The organism is Mycobacterium sp. 1245111.1 (genome assembly GCF_001673405.1).
Classification (GTDB): domain Bacteria; phylum Actinomycetota; class Actinomycetes; order Mycobacteriales; family Mycobacteriaceae; genus Mycobacterium.
Genome location: NZ_LZLV01000096.1, coordinates 1 through 14,149, shown reverse-complemented (window position 1 = coordinate 14,149; position 14,149 = coordinate 1). Strand labels below are relative to the sequence as shown.

Here is a 14,149-nt window from a genome sequence, read left to right as displayed (position 1 = left end):
TCGGTACCGCCAACTCCCCGGCCATCGGTGACACAAACCAGGCGCTAGTCCGCGAGCAATTGTGGGAAGCTGTCGTCGACTGCGACGAATATGCGGCCGTGACGGCGGTTTTCGCCGCAGCCGACGCTGGCATGCGGCCCGAGGACATCCTGCTCGACGTCATCGCCTGGGTACAGCGCAAAGTCGGCATCGAGTGGGCCGGGAACCGTATCACCGTCGCCCAGGAGCATGCGGCCTCCGCGATCAACGATCGGGTGATCGCGGCGCTGGCGCAACACCCCGCGAGCCGTTCGTCCGTCGAGGCCGGCCGGGTGACGGTGGCATGCGTCGACGGGGAGTGGCACGCCTTGCCGGCACGGCTGCTGGCCGAGACGTTGCGCTTGCGCGGCTGGGAGGTCGACTTCCTCGGCGCGCAAGTGCCCACCCCACACCTGATCGCGCATCTTCACCAACGCGGCCCCGACGCCGTCGCGCTTTCCTGCTCCGTTCCGACGGGACTGCCGACGGCGCACGCGGCTATCACCGCGTGCCAGGCTGCCGGCGTGGCCGTGCTGGTGGGCGGGGCGGCGTTCGGGGGCGACGGTCGCTACGCCGCACAGCTCGGCGCCGATGGGTGGGCCCCGAATGCCCGGGCCGCGGCGGAACTGCTGGACGAAGGATTTCTCTGCACGCATCTCGCGACCAACCGGCAACCCGTCGACGACCTGCCGCACCTGATCGACCAGGAATACACCACGGTCAGCCAGACCTCGCGGCAACTCGTCAAGGAGACCATCTCCGCCCTCGAGGACCGCATCCCCGCCATGCGTGACTACACCGAGGAGCAGCGGCAGCGAGCTGCCGAAGACATCGCCCACGTCATCGACTTTCTGGTGGCCGGTCTGTATACCGACGACGACGAGCTGTTCCGCGGCTTCATCACCTGGACCGCAGATATTCTCACTTCCCGCGGCGTCCCAGCCGCGACGTTGTTTCCCACCCTCGAGCTGTTGGGTAAGCAACTGCACGAATTTCCACGCAGCCAACGTCTGTTAAGTGCTGCACTGACCGCCCTCGCCGACGAGAAGGGTTCGGCGACCGACCCCCAATTACATACATGACCTATCACCTGACGATTACCACCGCGCCCCGGATGGCCTCCGTTCGAATCGCTGGAGACCTCGACTACCAAACCACCGACGACCTCGTCGACGTCGCAACGCAATTGCTCACCGAACACGACGAGATGAGCGATCTGCACCTCGACTTCAGCGAGACGGCGTTCCTGGACTCTGCGGCGCTGTCGGGTCTTCTGCTTCTGCACCGCCGCACCACCCAATCCGGCGTCGCGCTGCATCTCGACCATCGCCCTCCGTTCCTCGATCGCGTCCTGCAGGTAACCGGACTGTTCGATCATTTCGTGCCCGCCGATGACGCTGCGGATGCCGGCGATCCAAACCTGGTGGGCCAGGCTAGCTCTGGCGAGTCGCAGGCCCGCTGAGGCTCTGCGCCCCGTTCTCGCAGGCCGTAGCCGAAACGTGACCGACGCTTTACCGAATTGCTAACGCGCCCTTGCGGGTCCAATATTCCGGACCCGCCTAGGATCGCTATTACAACTGGGTCTACCAAAGGAATTGGTTGATGCGCGCGGTTTTTCGGTCTGTTCTGCTGGCGGCTGGCACCGCCGCGTCGGTCGTGGCAGGCCCGTCGGGCGTCAGCCTGGCCGCGTCGGACCAGTCGTTCCGATTCCCGATCGCCTCGATCGGGCCGACAGTGGGCGAGGTCGTGGGTGTCGCACACCCGGTCGTCATCACGTTCCGCTCACCCGTGCTCAACCGGACCGCGGCGGAGCGATCGGTTCACGTAACCTCGTCGCCGTCGATGACCGGCAAGTACGAATGGCTCAACGATGAAGTCGCACAATGGGTTCCAGACCGCTTCTGGCCGGCGCACCGCACGATTGCATTATCGGTTGGCGGCGCCTCAGCCGAGATCACGACGGGCCCCGCAGTGCTCGGCGTTGCCGACATCTCCGACCACACGTTCACGGTCAGCGTCGACGGTGTTGCGAGCGGTCCCTCACAGCAGCTGCCGACACCACACCACGAACCTCACTACGGCGAACCAGGCGTCCTGCCCGCCTCGATGGGCCGGCCACACTTTCCGACGCCGGTTGGTCTCTACACGGTGCTGTCGAAAGAGCGCACGGTGATTATGGATTCGAGCAGCGTCGGCGTCCCGGTCACCGATCCCGAGGGCTACAAGACCCCGGTGGAGTACGCCACCCGCATCAGCAGTCGCGGGCTGTTCGTGCATGCCGCCCCGTGGGCGCTCAATGCCCTCGGACGTGAGAATGTCAGCCACGGCTGCATCAGCCTGAGCCCAGCCGACGCCGAGTGGTACTTCAACACCGCCAAGATCGGGGACCCGGTGATAGTCAAGGAATAAGGGGCGCAACCCTTTTCGTCCGGCGCACCAAAAAAGCCCCCGCGTGATGCGGGGGCTCTTTTGGTGCTTCGCTCAGCCCGGCCCAGCCGGCAGGGGGTCGCCGGGCGTCGGGCCGCTCGTCGGTGCCGCACCCGTCGGCGCCCCCTTACCACCCGCGACACCGGCCATGTCGGCGATCGGCGCACCGGGCACGCCGCCCAACGCAATCAGGGGGGCGCCGGCCGGAACCGCAACTGGCAGTGGGGCTCCCGCTCCGGCCGGAACACCGGCGGGAATCGGAGCGCCCGCTGGGAACGGAAGCCCGCCAGGAATCGGCGCACCACCGAGGACGGGAGCACCGACGGGCAGTGGCGCACCGGCCATGTCCGTCACCGCAGCGCCCACGGGTGCGCACGGTGCCGCAGCGGCCGCCGCACCGGGTACCGCAACGGGTGCCGCAGCGACTTCACCGGCCGCGCCGTACATGCACGCGCCGCCACCTGTTTTCAACGGGGTCGCTCCGGCAAGCGGACTTAGTGCCAGTGCTGCGCCGCATAATCCAACGCCGGCAACAACTTTGATGCTGAATCGGTCAGTCATCGTCGTCAACTCTCTCTTCACCGCCAGGCGGGAGCCTGCAGATCAACACCGGTGCAGTCGCACCGCAACCGCGTTTCTTGCGGCCACCTCTTTTTTAGTGGACCCATGTTCAACGCGCACCACGCCGCACCGCACCGTTTCCAAATAGAGACGTTTCATCCGGTTTATTGGACAGCCGGCGAAGAATGTCCAGGTAAGCATAGCGGCAAGCCGAAATCTGCACCAGCCCTTGATGATTGATGCGCTACATCACAAAACAGCGTCGAAAGCGTTGCGGCCCCGTGACTTAACGCGTACCTCAGCGAACGTAGACTTCGTGGCCGGTCGGATATCCCCCACCGTGCGTGGTGATGTGCACGTGGTCGTAATGGCCGTAGCCGGACCCCGACGGGCCGCTGGGCGTGTAGTACGTCCCCCGCCAAATGCAATCCTGCAGCGAGAACTTGTCCGCGTTCTTGAGCGCGAACGCGACGATCTGGTTTCCGAGGGCGATGCCGGCCGCGCTCGACGGGTTGGGGATCATCACGTCGATCGCCAGACCCCGCGGATGCCACGGAAGGGCATCCGGCCGGACGCCGCCCATGCTCTTGATCTCGGGGAAGATGGCGCTGATCGTGCGAGCCACCAGGATCGTCTTGACCTGGAGGCCGCGTTCCGGAGCGACGTCGGCTATCAGTACCTGGGGGGCGTTCCTGGCCGCGACGTGCCAGCGCGAGGCACGTGAGGCGGGCGCGGTGTCGGCGTCCGGGCCGTTGGTCTGCACGGCGGGCCCGGACCACGACGATGCCGTCGGCGTGGCGGCCGTCAGCTGCAGGTGGCAACACGACGTGGCGTCCTCGGCAGCCGAGGCGGCCTTGCCGTGGTGGTCCCCGGCGTGGGCACTGCCACCGAGGGCAAATATGACGGCAAGCGGTGTGGCAACCGCAGCCATCACTGCCGGCGATTTACGCCTACCGCTGGCTAACTTGTGGCGAGGCACCGCAGCAGCTTACGAGGAAATCGCGAAATAGTCACGATCAGATAACGACGCCGCAGGTGAAGCACCTGCTTTAGATCGGCCAGCCGCTCGATTCCGGCTCAAAACGCAAGGTGGCGACCGGTGGTAGCGGACGGCGCTCACCCGCCGAGATGGCATCCAGCATCAGTGCGACGTAGCGGCGCCAGCCGTCGCTGCCGCTGTCCATCGTCTGCAGCACGGTGTAAAGCATCGCGAGCATCCGTGGCAGGTCGGCGGCGGCGAGGTCGGCCCGGACAACACCGGCGCGCTGGCCACGCTCGGCAAGCTCGGCGAGCGCGTCGTTCAGCGCGGTCGAGACGTCCGAGGTCAGGGAGCCGGCCCTGCGCACGGCGGTCAACAAGTGGTGTTCGCGGGCGCCCAGCGATATCGCCGCGTCGATCAGTCGTGCGAGGCCGTCCAGCGGGTCAGCGGCGCCACGGGCCGACTCGATGATCGGCGTGAGGTCTTCGGCGATGCACAGGTCAAGAGCTGCCCGGACCAGCTCGGCCTTGCTTGGAAACCTGCGGTACAGCGTCCGCTCGCCGACGCCGGCCCGACGGGCGATCGCCTCAATGGGCGCCTCGGGACCGAGTTCGTGGTGAGCATCGCGGGTGGCCCGCAGGATCCGCTCGGCATTGCGTGCGGCGTCGGCGCGCAACGGCCGTTCGCTCACCGCGGTCATGATCCTCAGCGTAACTGACAGTTGACTGCCAATAGGCCGGCTTTTACGCTCGTGAGCAATTGGCAGCCAACTGACACTTAATGGGGGGTCTGTGACCACAGCGACTTCCGATTTGCCCGTACTCCCGATGCAACGCGCCGCGCGGTGCCCGCTCGCGCCGCCCGCCGAATTCGAGAGCTGGCGCGAAGAGCCGGGTCTGCGGCGGGCCATGTGGAACGGCCGGCCCGTCTGGAGCGTCAGCCGCTACCAGGACATCCGCACGGCGTTGGTCGATCCGCGGTTGTCCGCCGAGACCTTGCCAGATCTAGCCACGCCGTCGGAAGACGAAAGTAAGCCAGCCGTTTTCGCGCGTATCGACGATCCCGAGCATCAGCGACTGCGACGCATGATGACCAACCAATTCACCTTTCGGCGCTGCGAAACGATGCGGCCGCGGATTCAAGAACTGGTCGACGACTACCTAGGCAAGATGATCGACACCGGACCGCCCGCCGACATCGTGCGCGACTTCGGCCTGCCGGTGCCGTCGCTGGCGATCGCGTTGCTACTCGGCGTTCCACCGGAAGACCTCGAGCTTTTTCAGCACAACACCGCCGCCGGGTTGGACGTCAATTCCACCGAGGAGGACCGCGTGCGGGGGTTCGGCGAGATGTACCTCTACATCCAGGAGTTGGTGGCACGTAAAGAGCGCGAACCCGGCGACGACCTGATCAGCCGCCTCCTGACCGACTATGTCGCGAGTGGACAACTCACTCGCGACACCGTCGCCGTCAACGCCGTGATCATGATGCAGGCGGGCCACGAAACCACCGCCAACATGATCTCATTGGGAACCGTTGCGCTGCTTGAACATCCGGATGTTTTCAAACTACTCGGCCAGACCGACGACGCCGCCGTCGTCGCGCGCGCGGTCGAAGAACTGATGCGTTATCTGAGCATCGTGCACGCGCAAGTCGACCGCATCGCTCTCGAAGACCTGACGATCGGTGGACAGTTGATCCGCGCCGGGGAGCGGGTGTTGATGAACTTGCCCGCCGGCAACTGGGACACTCAGTTCGCCGATCACCCGGAAAAGTTCGACATCCAACGAAATGTCCGCGGGCATCTGGGATTCGGCTACGGCGCCCACCAGTGTATCGGCGCCAACCTCGCGAGGGTCGAAATGCAGGTGGCATTCTCGACGTTGGCGCGTCGGCTCCCCGGGTTGCGGCTCGCGGTACCGGTGGACGAGCTGAAGTTCAAGGACGCCGATATCTATGGCATGAAAGAACTACCGGTCACCTGGTGAGCGACGACCTGCGGTTCGACGACCAGGTCGCCGTGATCACGGTCATGGCGAACCGGCCCGACTGACTCCTACAGATGCTTGGCGGCGAAATCCGCTGCCTGCTGGGTCATTCCGTTCACCGGATATGAGGCGTGGGCGAAGCTGGGCAGGCCGCCGGGATCGCCGTTGCAAATGGTGTCGCCATCTGCGCACAGGGCAAGTGTCTTGGGGGCATACAGCGGACCGATGGTGACGACCGGCGCGCCGTAGTTCTGCAACCACTGCGGCGATGGCTCCCCGAACAGCGTGACCGCGGCGACATGGTTGGCGATCTCCGCCGGCATCGGCTTGGGCAGGAACGAAACGTACTCCGCCGGAACGCCATCGGGGATCTTTGCCGACGTGACGAAGCCGGCCACCGCCGCGCCCTGAGAGTATCCCCCCAGCACGATCCGGGTCTTGGGACAGTTCGCCGCGGTGGCCTCGATGTGGTTGCCGGCGTCCCTGATGCCGTCGACGACGCTCTGGGCGAACTGAATCTTGTCCGAGAAGTCGCTGCTGGCTTCGTAGTTGACCGGGTACACATCCAGCGACTTCGGCCCGACCGCGGTCCGCAACGCATCGACGAACGGCTCACCGATACCGCCGACGCCGGGCGGCTCGCCAGTACCGCGGGCAAACACCGCTTCGACATCAGGACATGGCTGCGCAGCGGCGATCGGTACGGGCGCACTCAACAGTGTGCCGACGGTAATCAGTGCTGCGAAAAGAAAACGGCCGATCAGGCTTGGGGACATGGTCCCCATTGTGGCGTAAAGAGCGCGCACGTGCCGCTACGACGTCTCGTCAGAGTTGTCGAGGACGCTGACCGCGATGCCGTAGGGCAGGAAGCGCACCTTGCGGGTGGCGTCGGTGTTGTTCTGGTTGGCCCGCAGGGCGTCGAGTTCGGTGGCGTACACCTCCTCGACGCGGGCGCCGCCGTCGGCGCTCACGGTGTATATCGCCCACACCCCGTCGCCGGCTTCACCGGCGGTCTCGGGCCTGGTTCGGGTGCGTCGCGCGAGGTCCTCGAAGACCGATGACCACCCTGCCCGGTCGCTGGGGAAGGTGAGGAACCGGCCGACTCCCTCGAAGACCTCCCGGAGACCTTCGGTCGCGTCGCGAAGTATGTGTTCGAAGTCTTCCGGCTCGAATCCGAACCGACCGTCGTCGTCCATTGCGGCCTCCTGGCTGCTCACACCGAATACACCCAGTGTGCGCATTTCGATCGGCTTACGCCACGCCCTAGTAGCCGTACCCGGGGCCCGAGTAGGGGTACTGCGGCCCGTACGGGCTCTGTTGGTACGGATTCTGCTGGTAGGGGCTTTGCTGGTACGGATTCTGCTGCTGGTACGGGTTTTGCTGCTGCGGCTGCTGCTGGGCCCCGCCCTGGCCCTCGGGCACCTGAACCGGGATCGGTACCGGCACGAACGGCAGGTTCAGGTAGGTCGTCGTCATCGCCGGCGCCGTGGAGGTGCTCGACGACGGGGGTGGCGGCGCGGGCGGCGTCGTGGTCGGGGTGGTGCTCGTCGCCTGCGGCGTCGTGGTCGTCGGCTGGGGCACGGTCGTCGTGGTGGCCTGCGCCGTGGTGCGCGGCGCAGGAGGCGGCACGTACGTCTCGACCGGCGCCTGAGCCGAAGCGGGCGCGGGCGGCGGCGGCGGCGCTTCGGTGCTGGGAGGCGGCGCCGGCACCTCGCTGGTGGGCGGCGGAGGAGGCGGAATCGCGCTCGACGACGGCAGCTGGGAGCTCAGCGGCGGCGGCGGCGCCGTCGTGCTGCTGCTCGGCACCGTCGGCGCCCGGTTGCTGCTGGTCAACGTGAAGGCCACCCCGCCGATCGCAACCATCGACACCAGCGCCGCGAGCCCCAGGAACAGCTGGGGCAACCGCGTTCCGCGCAGCCGCACCGGCTCGACCGGCTCGACCCTCGGCAGCTGCATCAGCTGCGACGGCGTCGCACGGTTGTCGTCGATGTCGTACGGCTCGCCGGTGTACAGGACCGGCTCGTCGTCGGAATCGTCGGCCTGCGACCACGCCAGCTCCGTCAGCCGTTCCGACGGATCGTCGAAAAGTGCTCCGGCGGTGGGGATGTCGAATGTGCCGGTCGACGCCGAGAACGCGCCAGTGGAGGTGCCGATCACGTCGGTGGGCGCGACGAATCGCCCGCTGCCGGCCATCTCTGTGGTCGAGGTCGCGAAACTGCCGGTGGCGGCGCCTACCAGCGTTGCGATAGTCGCCTCTTCGCGGTCCGCGTCGCGCTGCGCGATCGGTTGGCGCGCCGAGAGCTTCACGGCGCCGACCGCCGTCGCGAGCGCGGGCTGCACGGCGGTGATCACAGAGGCTTTGGTGTGTGCCGAAAGACGCTGGGCGACAAGGGGAATCTTGGCTGTACCGCCGGCCATCGCAACGGCAGCGATGTCTTTGCTGCGAATCCTGTTGCGGCGCAACATGTCGTCGAATGCGGCGAGCACGCCGTCGAGCCGCTCGTCGATCAGGCGTTCGAGCTCGCTTCGACTGATCTTCAGGCGGGTGTGCTGACTGGGCAGCTCAAGCGCCAGTTCGGTCGTCGTTTCGCTCGACAACCGCTCCTTGGCCAGCTGGCATTCATGGCGCAGCCCCGCGAATCGCCCGACAACTCCGGTGCTGGCCGGATCGACGGTGCCGCCGCGGCCGGCGTTGTCCAGGGCGTGCACCATCAACGCCTGGTCAACCAGGTCGCCGGAAAACTCTTCGTAGCGCAGCGTGTCGGCGATCGAAGTGAAGTCGGATGCGGCGTCGGCCAGAGTGATGCTGGTCCCGCTTCCGCCGAAATCCAGCAGCGCGACAACGCCCTTGTCGGGCAAGCGGGAATCGGAGTTCAGCGCGGTCAGCGCCGCGACGGAGTCCGGCACCAACCGGGGCGCGATACCGCCGTGGACGAAGTCCGCGTGGGTGTTCAACGCGCCTTGCATACCCCGCAATGCATCCGAACCCCAGTGCGCCGGAACGGCCATCGTGATGTTCGAGGTCGCGGCTTCCCCACCGGCCTCGTTGATCAATGCGTCCAGCGCCTCGACCAGCAGCAGCGACGGATCATGGGTGGAACCGTCGGCAGACCTCAGCGGCTTCGACCCGCCGACTCGCTCGACAAAACCGGTCATCAGCGTGCCGGTGTCATCGGCGTCCGGGTTATCAACTGGCTCACCGAGTTCCGGCGCGCGGTCCGGGAACAGCGTCAACACGGCGCGACGCGAGACGGGCGGATTGCCGCCGCGCACCGCGACTAAGTTTGTGGTCCCGATCGATAACCCCAGCGGGTCATACATAACTCAAATACTTTCGTTGGGCGCGTTCGTTGGCCAGCGTCAACGATAACGGCGGACTGCGCTACGCCCATCGGGCACAACATCATCGGTACCCGGTCGATGCGGTTGCGTCACCGAAGTGAGACAGCCGACGGCTTGACAGATCGAGTCGGGTCAGACCACGGTCAGGGGCAGCGAACGCCGCGGCCGAAACTCGAAGGTCGCGCCTCCGCTGACCTTGGCGATCGAAACTTCGGGCAGCTCTGGTGCCGCAGAATCGGTCTCGGACAGCTCGGCGGTCCAGTCGGTGCCGGTGCCGGTGATCCGGACTTCGACATGAGGGTCGATCGCGGTGGCGATCGCCTGGAGCGGCTGGACCGACTCCGGCGAGCACAGCGAAATCCAAGCGGCGTCGTCGTGCGCCGGAGACCGGTGGACTGTGAGCCGGTCCCCCACCTCGGTGTTGACGTAACCCCGCGGGTTGAACAGCGGGTGCAGCTCGAAAACCTTTCTCACGCCGTCGATCCCGTCGGCAAGACCCAGCGCCTTGTGAATGCGCTCGGCGCCGAGGCCGGCGACGCCGATCAGCTGGCGAGTGCAGATCGAGTCGGCGAGCTTGACGTCCGATCCCGCGCGGGCTCGCACCGCGATCGCGAACGACAGGTACAGCAGATGCATCTGCAGGCACACCTCGTCGGCCATCCGCACCAGTGCCGAATGCGAGTAGGCGGCGAAATCGAAGTCCGACACCACCGGACCCGAGTAGTCGGCCAGCCCTTCGTCGGAGCGGTCGATCGCGTCGAGTTCCCAATTCGCAGCCCGTGTTTCGGCCACGATGTCCAGCGCCGGAATACCTTCGACCGGCGGATAGGACTCGTCGATGATGACCGTCCACGCGCAGTGCGGGTGCCGGTCCGACGGCACCCGGGGCGGGCGATGGATGGGACGCACCTGCGCGCGCGCATTGGTCGCGACGGCCGTGGCGTCGAACGTCGGATCCTCGATGGTGTGACACATTCCGAACACGTAGTCGTGACCCATCGGCTCGACGTCGAGCAGCGCGCCGCAATGATCGAGGTGAAACTCGCCGTGCCAGCGGTCGTGAATGGTGTAACGGAAGTCCATGAACTGGGGCGGTGCGCCGATGTCGAGCTGTAGGCCCTTGAAAATCGTTGGTACGTCGACACCTTCGTAGTTCAGCGCGCGCTGCATACGCCGGGTGTAGATCGGGCTGGCGCCGGCCCACTCCTCGATCGCGATCTGCACCATCTCCTCGCGCCCGAATTCCTGGATGCACCAGGCCATGCCGGAGCGGTCGATCATCTGACCGATCAGCAGCAGCTCGGGAAGCAGAACGGCGAGCTGCTCGCGGGACAGCTGGGCATAGCGGGATGGGCTCACCGCCCAAAAATAGAGCCGACTATGTTATAAAGTCAACAATGTCTATCGTCGCAGGCCAGAAGGCCCCCGTCAGCCCCACTCGACGGACCAGCGCGCCCCGTAAACGGGGCGATGACACCCGCGCGAAGATCATCGACGAAACCGTCCGCTGCATCGTCGAAGAGGGCTACGGCGCCGCGACGGCAAAGCATGTCGCCGAACGGGCAGGCGTCACGTGGGGCGTGATCCAGTACCACTTCGGCGACCGCAACGGCCTGCTGATGGCCGTCGTCGACGACGGGGTGGCCCGGCTGCTCGAGAGCCTCTCGTCGGCCGAGGTCGCCGAACTGCCGATGCGGGAGCGCATCGAGGTCGTGGTGGACATCGCCTGGAGTTGCTATAGCAGCCCGACGTCGATGGCGGCGTTGGAGATCCTGCGCGCCAACCGCGACGGACCGGGCGGCTCGTCGCGGCACCACCTTATGGAAATGAACACCGCAATCGGCCAGCTCGGCCGGCTGATCACCGACGACCCCGCCAATGACGGTGTGGCCGACGTGATTTGGGCAACGCTGCGCGGCGTGGTACTGGCGCAAATGATCATCGGCACCCCGATCGACTGGCAGCGGGAGCGACGCGCGCTCATCGAGATGGTCACCCACTACCTGGGTTGAGTGTCAGCCGGGAATCTTCGCGGCGATCCCGTGCACGATGTCGAGTGCCTGCTCGGCGATGTCGTAGCGACAGGCCGAGACATCGATCGCGACGTTGTTGCGCACACCCAGCGCGCGCTGGCATTGCATGCCGCCGCCGTCCTTCAGGGTCTGCGTCATGGTCATCGTGCCGTCCATGTCGGTCGGTGTGCCGGCGGTCCACAGCTGGGGGGTCGGCGGCGTGGGGAACGCCAGCGACAACGTGCGGCCCGAGCAGCTGGCCCACTGCGACTGTTGGTCGGCGAGAAGCTTTTTGGCGGCATCGGTGGTCGGAAAGCTGATCACCGCCTGGATCACCGCATAGATGCGTGGGCCCTCGCCGGCGTTGCGCAGCGCCTGCGATCGCACGCCGGTCCACCCCGCGTCGGCGTACACCAGATGCTGCGCCGGTGCCATCACGCCGATGCAGTCCTTCTGCAGCAACTTCTGTGAGTCGTCGATCACCGAGTCGGCGAACGATTCCTGAACCAGCTCGGCGGCTCCGATGATTCCGGCGACCTGTTCGGGCGGTAGTAGCAGACCCGACAACGCCGTGCTGTTCAGCGGGCCGCTAGGGCCGGTCGCCGTTGATGCACCGGTGGACGCCGGCGAAGCGGGTGGACGTGACTTGGTGGCCAGTACCCCCACGACCACCAGCGCGGCAACCACGATGACGATGGCGCCGACCACCGCGCCCAGCCGCGGGCCTTGACGGACCGCCGAGGCCGGATAGGGCCCGGGTCCGTGCTGACCCCACTGCGGCGCACCGTGAGTCAACGGCGTCGTCACCTGCCAGGGCGCCGTGGTCGAGCCCAGTTGGTCGTTGAGGGCCTCGGTGGCCGCGTCGGCGAAAGCGCGCGCCGAAGCGAACCGGCGAGACGGGTCCTTGGCCATCGCGGTGGCGATCACCTGGTCCATCTCCGCGGACAAGGCGGGCACCACGTCTGTGACCTTCGGCGGCGGCGCGTGCAGGTGCGCGGCGATCACCGCGGCCGATCCGTTGGCGGTCGGATACGGCGGACGTCCGGTCAACAACCGAAATAGGCTGCACGCCAACGAATACAGATCAGCCCGGCCGTCGAACGGCTGGCCGGCCAGCACCTCGGGTGCCGCGTAGGCCACGGTCGCCGTCACCGATCCGGTGGTCGTCAACGCCGGATCGTCGTAGGCACGCGCAATCCCGAAGTCCCCCAACAACACCCGCTCGTCGGGTCCGATCGGCCCGGACAGCAGAAAATTCGCCGGCTTGATGTCGCGGTGTACCACGCCGTGCTGATGCGCATAGTCCAGCGCCTTGGCGACTTCGCGGAGGATGTGCACGGCCCGCGCCGGCGTCATCGTCCCCGCTTTGAGCGCGGCATTCGCGTCGGTGCCGTCCACGAACTGCATCGCGATCCACAGCTGGCCTTCGAACTCGCCGCGCCGGTGGATCGACACGATGTTGGGATGGTCCAGCGCCGAGGCAACTTCGGCCTCCCGGATGAAACGAGCCCGGAAATCCTCGTCGCTGGACAGCTCGGGATTGAGTACCTTGAGCGCCTCGCTGCGCGGCAGGTCGGGGTTGCGTGCGAGATACACGGTGCCCATTCCGCCGCCGCCCAGCACCCGCTCGATCTGGTATCCGGCGAAGATCGAACCGGGGCTCAACATGCTGGCGTGTGTCCTTCGTCTCGGTTGCCCGGAGGATACCCGGCGGCATGTGCTGGAATGACGAGATGAGCTCCCAAGGACACGATGCCCGGCTGGCCGACGTCGCTGCGATAGAACGGGTCAAGTACCGCTATCTGCGTGCATTGGACACCAAACACTGGGACGACTTCGCCGACACCCTCACCGAAGATGTCGTCGGCGACTACGGCTCGTCGATGGGTGAAGAGCACCACTTCACCAACCGCGACGATCTCGTCGAGTACATGCGGTCGTCGCTGCCGGCCAACGTCATCACCGAGCATCGCGTCACCCATCCGGAGATCGAGGTGAACGGCGACGAGGCAACCGGCATATGGTACCTGCAGGACAAAGTGATCGTGGCCGAGTTCGATTTCATGCTGATCGGTGCGGGCTTTTATCACGATCGGTATCGCCGCACTCCGGACGGATGGCGGCTCAGCACCGTCGGCTATGACCGGACCTACGACGCCACGTTGTCGTTGAAGAACCTGGACTTCAAGATCACGCCGGGCTGTGCGCTGGCTCTCTAGCTAAAATCGTTGGGGCGCAACCGCTTACTGCGTGATCGCCATGACCGCGCCGGGGCGCAGCCACTGAATCACCTGCACCAGCTTGGCATCGTCGATCGCGACACAGCCTTCGGTCGCCCCGCCGTCGGTGGTGTGAAAGAAGAATGCCGCACCCTTGCCGGGCTCCCGGTTTGGGTTGACGCCCATCACGACCGCGTGCTTGTACTGCGGGATCTGGAGATTCTCGCTGGCATTGGTGTCGAACGGGCACTGCGCCTTGTTGCAGACCTGCATGGTGTTGAATGTGGGACTGCCGTCATCGCCGTTCCACCAGTGATTCGACCCCACCTGAACGTATTTCAGACCGCCACCGGGATTGGGCGCCGTCCCGAATGCGAACGGCAGGGCGAAGACTCCCATGGGCGTTGCGGGGTAACCGCTCTTGGCTTGGGGCGCAAGGCCTGCCGATCCGATATGCGTCGGGATGCCGGCCTCGACCGGTTGCCAGCCGGCGGGGCTTCGTTGGTAGATGTCCATTTTCGCGCCCGAACCGCCAGTCCCGACAACGGAAATCACCTGTGTCGCGTTGCCTACCGACGGAGCAAACCAAGGTGCGCCGACTGC

The 14,149-nt window shown here is 66.1% G+C and carries 15 protein-coding genes; 6 read left to right on the top strand and 9 right to left on the bottom strand.

Features of this window, described 5'->3' with window-relative positions:
* Nucleotides 1-23 precede the first annotated feature (23 nt).
* From A5658_RS13925 to A5658_RS13915, 3 genes are all read left to right on the top strand, one after another.
* Entirely contained in the window at nt 24-1,100 is a 1,077-nt protein-coding gene (locus tag A5658_RS13925; RefSeq protein ID WP_067335891.1) for a B12-binding domain-containing protein, read from the top strand.
* A complete protein-coding gene (locus tag A5658_RS13920; RefSeq protein WP_067335750.1) occupies nt 1,097-1,480 on the top strand; it encodes an STAS domain-containing protein in 384 nt (127 codons plus the stop codon). The genes A5658_RS13925 and A5658_RS13920 overlap by 4 nt, the downstream gene beginning before the upstream one ends.
* Before the next feature lie 140 nt (nt 1,481-1,620).
* Nucleotides 1,621-2,427, top strand: a complete 807-nt coding sequence (locus tag A5658_RS13915) for a L,D-transpeptidase family protein (protein WP_067335748.1) — start codon at nt 1,621-1,623, stop codon at nt 2,425-2,427.
* Nucleotides 2,428-2,499: 72 nt separating this feature from the next.
* Here A5658_RS13915 and A5658_RS13910 read toward each other — a convergent pair whose 3' ends face one another.
* The 3 genes from A5658_RS13910 to A5658_RS13900 form a co-directional block, all read right to left on the bottom strand.
* The gene (locus A5658_RS13910) at nt 2,500-3,006 is read right to left on the bottom strand and encodes a hypothetical protein (protein ID WP_067335745.1); all 507 of its coding nucleotides are present in this window, start codon (nt 3,004-3,006) and stop codon (nt 2,500-2,502) included.
* A 298-nt stretch (nt 3,007-3,304) separates the two neighbouring features.
* Nucleotides 3,305-3,985, bottom strand: coding sequence for a hypothetical protein (locus A5658_RS13905; protein WP_067335742.1), 681 nt, complete (start codon nt 3,983-3,985; stop codon nt 3,305-3,307).
* Nucleotides 3,986-4,055: 70 nt separating this feature from the next.
* Entirely contained in the window at nt 4,056-4,685 is a 630-nt protein-coding gene (locus A5658_RS13900) for a TetR/AcrR family transcriptional regulator (RefSeq protein ID WP_067335740.1), read from the bottom strand.
* 208 nt (nt 4,686-4,893) lie between these two features.
* Between A5658_RS13900 and A5658_RS13895 the strand changes: the two genes are divergently transcribed.
* Complete coding sequence (locus A5658_RS13895; RefSeq protein WP_369830523.1) at nt 4,894-5,973, top strand: cytochrome P450; 1,080 nt, start codon at nt 4,894-4,896, stop codon at nt 5,971-5,973.
* Nucleotides 5,974-6,041: 68 nt separating this feature from the next.
* On the opposite strand, the gene A5658_RS13890 is transcribed toward A5658_RS13895, so the two are convergent.
* From A5658_RS13890 to A5658_RS13875, 4 genes are all read right to left on the bottom strand, one after another.
* Complete coding sequence (locus A5658_RS13890) at nt 6,042-6,749, bottom strand: cutinase family protein (protein ID WP_067335888.1); 708 nt, start codon at nt 6,747-6,749, stop codon at nt 6,042-6,044.
* Nucleotides 6,750-6,785: 36 nt separating this feature from the next.
* Nucleotides 6,786-7,169, bottom strand: a complete 384-nt coding sequence (locus tag A5658_RS13885; protein ID WP_067335885.1) for a hypothetical protein — start codon at nt 7,167-7,169, stop codon at nt 6,786-6,788.
* Nucleotides 7,170-7,236: 67 nt separating this feature from the next.
* Nucleotides 7,237-9,294 (bottom strand): Hsp70 family protein, encoded by a 2,058-nt coding sequence (locus A5658_RS13880; RefSeq protein ID WP_067335735.1) that lies wholly within the window; start codon nt 9,292-9,294, stop codon nt 7,237-7,239.
* Nucleotides 9,295-9,447: 153 nt separating this feature from the next.
* Complete coding sequence (locus A5658_RS13875) at nt 9,448-10,674, bottom strand: hypothetical protein (protein ID WP_067335732.1); 1,227 nt, start codon at nt 10,672-10,674, stop codon at nt 9,448-9,450.
* A 38-nt stretch (nt 10,675-10,712) separates the two neighbouring features.
* Here A5658_RS13875 and A5658_RS13870 point away from each other — a divergent pair, with 38 nt between their 5' ends.
* A complete protein-coding gene (locus A5658_RS13870) occupies nt 10,713-11,327 on the top strand; it encodes a TetR/AcrR family transcriptional regulator (protein WP_067335729.1) in 615 nt (204 codons plus the stop codon).
* Nucleotides 11,328-11,330: 3 nt separating this feature from the next.
* On the opposite strand, the gene A5658_RS28450 is transcribed toward A5658_RS13870, so the two are convergent.
* Nucleotides 11,331-12,995, bottom strand: coding sequence for a serine/threonine-protein kinase PknH/PknJ (locus tag A5658_RS28450; protein ID WP_067335726.1), 1,665 nt, complete (start codon nt 12,993-12,995; stop codon nt 11,331-11,333).
* Between the two features lie 65 nt (nt 12,996-13,060).
* On the opposite strand from A5658_RS28450, the gene A5658_RS13860 reads away from it, so the two are divergent.
* On the top strand, nt 13,061-13,546 hold the full coding sequence (locus A5658_RS13860; protein WP_156751461.1) for a nuclear transport factor 2 family protein: 486 nt from the start codon (nt 13,061-13,063) through the stop codon (nt 13,544-13,546).
* A gap of 24 nt (nt 13,547-13,570) precedes the next feature.
* On the opposite strand, the gene A5658_RS13855 is transcribed toward A5658_RS13860, so the two are convergent.
* Nucleotides 13,571-14,149, bottom strand: a 579-nt coding sequence (locus tag A5658_RS13855) for a L,D-transpeptidase (RefSeq protein ID WP_067335724.1), incomplete at its 5' end; no start/stop codon positions are given.